The sequence below is a fragment of the Kineococcus siccus genome, assembly GCF_009906795.1.
GTDB lineage: Bacteria > Actinomycetota > Actinomycetes > Actinomycetales > Kineococcaceae > Kineococcus > Kineococcus siccus.
In genome coordinates, this window is sequence record NZ_JAAALN010000318.1 from 1 (window position 1) to 3307 (window position 3307).

The following is a 3307-nucleotide window of genomic DNA, read 5'->3' on the forward strand; positions in this document are numbered from 1 at the left end:
GCGCGGGGGATGCGCGGCCAGAACAGCCAGCGGCCGCCGAGCAGCAGGACGGGCAGGAACGTCAGCGCGGACAGCAGGGCCGCGGCGATGCCGATGGCCGCGATCGGGCCGAGGGAGCGGTTGGAGTTCAGGGAGCTGAGCAGCAGGCACAGCAGGCCGATGCCGACGGTGAGCGCCGAGGCCAGGACCGGTTCCAGCGCAGCGCGCCACGCCGTCCACAGCGCGGTGCGCGGGGACCGGTGCCGGCGCAGCTCCTCCCGGTACCTCGCCACCAGCAGCAGCCCGTAGTCGGTCGCGGCGCCGACCACGAGGATCGAGAGGATGCCCTGGCTCTGCCCGTTCAGGACGAGGACGTCGGCGGCGGCGAGGTGGTAGACGACGAGCCCCGCGAGCGACAGGGCGAACACCGACGTGAGCAGCACCGCGAACGGCAGCACTGGCGAGCGGTACACGAGGACGAGGATGACCAGGACGGCGCCCAGCGCGACGAGCAGCAGCACCCCGTCGATCGCCCCGAACGCCGAGGACAGGTCCGCGGTGAGCCCGGCGGGGCCCGTCACCCAGGTCTGCGCGCCGGGGAACTGCGCGGTCGCGGCCGCGCGGAGGGCGTCGACGACCACCGGGAGCGCTTCGGTCCCGTCGCTGCCGGGCGTGGTGACCGCGCTCGCGTCGAGGGAGACGGGCAGGAGCACGGCCTGGCCGTCCTGCGACGGGATGGCGGGTGCGGCCTCGCCCGTGAGGTACGTGCCGAGGGAGGCGTCGCCCACCGCGAGGGTCGGCAGCGAGCCGCTGAGCTCCTGCGCCGCAGCGAGGTCCGCGGGCCGCACGCCGCCGGGGCGCTCGACGACGAGGAACGCGGGGAGGGTCCCGGTGGCCTCGAGGCCGCGCACCGCCTCGGCGGCCCGGGTCGACTCGGCGTCGGTCGGCAGGAACGTCGAGGCGTCGTTGGTCTGGACCGAGGAGAGGTTCCCGATCGCCGGCCCGCCCTGCGAGGCGAGGAACAACCACAGGACGGCCAGCAGGCCGAGGCCGATGCGGACCAGGACGCGCCGCCCACGAATGCTCACCATGCTTAGTGTTGTACCGGGTGCGCGCCGCGCGGTCCAGTCCGCGAGGGTGTCGGGGCAGCACCACGAGCACCGGACGACGAGCACGACGAGGAGGGGGACCGTGAGCGAGGGCGCCGACTGGCCGACGGGACGGCTGCTGTCCACGGCCGCGCGACTGGTCGAGCACGCGTGGGACGACGTCCTCACGGGCTACGGGCTCACCCACTCGCGGCTCGTCATCCTGCACCTGCTCTCGGCCGGCCCGGCCACGCAGCGCGAGCTCGCCCGCCGTTCCGGGATGGAGGAGCAGACCATGGGCCGGATGCTGCGCGGCATGGAGGAGCACGGGCACGTCCGGCGCGAGCGCGACCCGGCCGACCGCCGCCGCAGCGTCGTGACGGCCACGGACGACGGGCGGCGCGCGCTCGACGAGGTCGTCGGCTCCGGCAGCGCCGACGACCTCCTCGCCGACGTTCTCGCGGGCAGCGGACACGACGCCGCGGAGTTCCGCGCCGCGCTCCTGCACGTCGTGCAGCACTTCGCCCGGCGCCGCTGGCCCGACGGCGGTCAGGGCTGACGCACGCCCCTCACGCGTCGGGCTGGTCGGCGTCGGGCTGGTCGGCGTCGGGCTGGTCCCGGGTCAGGTGCAGGAGCCAGCCGCGGCCCGTGCGGATCAGCGCGTACCGGCGGACCCGGCGGCCGTGCAGCGTGAACAGCAGGCGCCGCTCCGTCCGGTCGTGCTCCTCCCACCAGCCGGTGTCCGCGATGGACTTGTCGTCGTCGGTGCAGGTCAGGTGGTCCAGGTCGTGGTCGGGCACCGCGACCGCGAGCCGGTTCCCGCCGGGGGACGTCGGCAGGCCCTTCGGCACCGCCCAGGACCGCAGCACCCCGTCCTCCTCCAGGCGCAGGTCGAGGTGGGGCCGGGGACGCCGGTGGTCGTGCAGCACGAAGGCCGGGCGGGACGCCGCGGTCACGGGGCGCCCGCGCGGGCGGAGGTCGGCGGCACCGCCCCAGTAGACCGCAGAGCGCGCGCGTCGGGCCGGCACGTTGCGGCCCAGCGCTCCCGGTGCCGCAGGGGCCCCCACCGGGCGCGGTCACCCGTGAGGTTCGTCACGGGTCGCCCGTGCGGCCGGCGGGAGAACTCGTGCGGCGGCGCACGGGGAGGCGAGCCCGGACGGCGGCAGGCTCGACGCATGACGAACCCCACCTCGCGACGCCGCTCCTGCGCCCGGCCCCCCAGCCTCCCGCGCGAGGCCGCGCTCACCGTCCTGCTGGCCCTCCTCGTCACCGCCGCGTGGTCGCTCGGCGTCCACCCCGTCCTGGGTGGGGCGCTGACCGGCGCGGTCGTCGGCGGCACGGCCGTCCGGCTCGTGCGTGCGGTGCGCGCCGACCGCACCGCCGCCCCGACGGGGGTGGCCCGGTGAACGCCGTCGACGTCGTCGACCTGCGCCGCAGCTACGCCTCGGGTGCCGAGGCCGTGCGCGGCGTCAGCTTCACGGTGCGCCCGGGCGCCGTCTTCGGCCTGCTGGGCACCAACGGGGCCGGCAAGACGTCGACGATGGACGTCGTCGCCGGGCTGGCCCCGCCGACCGCCGGCACCGTCCGCGTCCTCGGCCACGACCCCGTGCGCGAGCGGCGGCTCGTCCGCCCCCGGACCGGCGTCGTCCTGCAGTCCGGCGGGGTCCCGGGGGAGCTGACCGTCGCCGAGGCCGCGCGGATGTGGGCCGGCACCCTCACCCGGCCCCGCGCGAGCGACGACGTCCTGGCGGCGGTCGGGCTGCAGGACAAGGCGTCGGTGGTGACGAAGTCGCTGTCGGGCGGTGAGCGGCGGCGGCTCGACCTCGCCCTCGCCCTGCTCGGCCGGCCGGAGCTGCTCCTGCTCGACGAACCCACGACCGGCCTGGACGCCGAGAGCCGGCGACGCGTGTGGGACCTCGTCCGGGCCCTCGTCGCCGAGGGCACCGCGGTCCTCCTCACCACCCACCACCTGGAGGAGGCCGAGGAGCTCGCGGACACCCTCGCGATCCTGCACCGCGGCCGCATCGTCGCCGAGGGCAGCCTCGCCGACGTCGTCGCGACCCACCGCGCCGAGGTGCGCTGGGCGGCCTCGTCCGGGCACCCGCCCGCCACCGTCCTCGACGGCGGCGAGAGCACGGTGCTCGACGGCCGCCACCTCGTCGTGCGCACCAACCACCTGCAGCGCACGCTGTCCCGCGTCCTGCGCTGGGCCGACGAGGCGGGGGTGGCCCTGCCCGAGC

The 3307-nt window shown here is 76.7% G+C and carries 5 protein-coding genes; 3 read left to right on the top strand and 2 right to left on the bottom strand.

Features of this window, described 5'->3' with window-relative positions; genetic code table 11:
- Positions 1-1070: MMPL family transporter (locus GTR02_RS20725; protein ID WP_166609369.1), on the bottom strand; the 1070-nt coding region annotated here is incomplete at its 3' end.
- A gap of 100 nt (positions 1071-1170) precedes the next feature.
- Between GTR02_RS20725 and GTR02_RS20730 the strand changes: the two genes are divergently transcribed.
- The gene (locus GTR02_RS20730) at positions 1171-1626 is read left to right on the top strand and encodes a MarR family transcriptional regulator (protein ID WP_166609370.1); all 456 of its coding nucleotides are present in this window, start codon (positions 1171-1173) and stop codon (positions 1624-1626) included.
- A 10-nt stretch (positions 1627-1636) separates the two neighbouring features.
- Here the strand turns inward: GTR02_RS20730 and GTR02_RS20735 are convergent, their stop codons facing one another.
- Positions 1637-2023, bottom strand: a complete 387-nt coding sequence (locus tag GTR02_RS20735; protein ID WP_166609371.1) for a DNA polymerase ligase N-terminal domain-containing protein — start codon at positions 2021-2023, stop codon at positions 1637-1639.
- Between the two features lie 219 nt (positions 2024-2242).
- Between GTR02_RS20735 and GTR02_RS20740 the strand changes: the two genes are divergently transcribed.
- Positions 2243-2473: a hypothetical protein gene (locus tag GTR02_RS20740; protein WP_166609372.1), complete on the top strand. Its 231-nt coding sequence runs from the start codon at positions 2243-2245 to the stop codon at positions 2471-2473.
- Positions 2470-3307, top strand: an 838-nt coding sequence (locus tag GTR02_RS20745) for an ATP-binding cassette domain-containing protein (RefSeq protein WP_166609373.1), incomplete at its 3' end; no start/stop codon positions are given. The genes GTR02_RS20740 and GTR02_RS20745, both read left to right, overlap by 4 nt.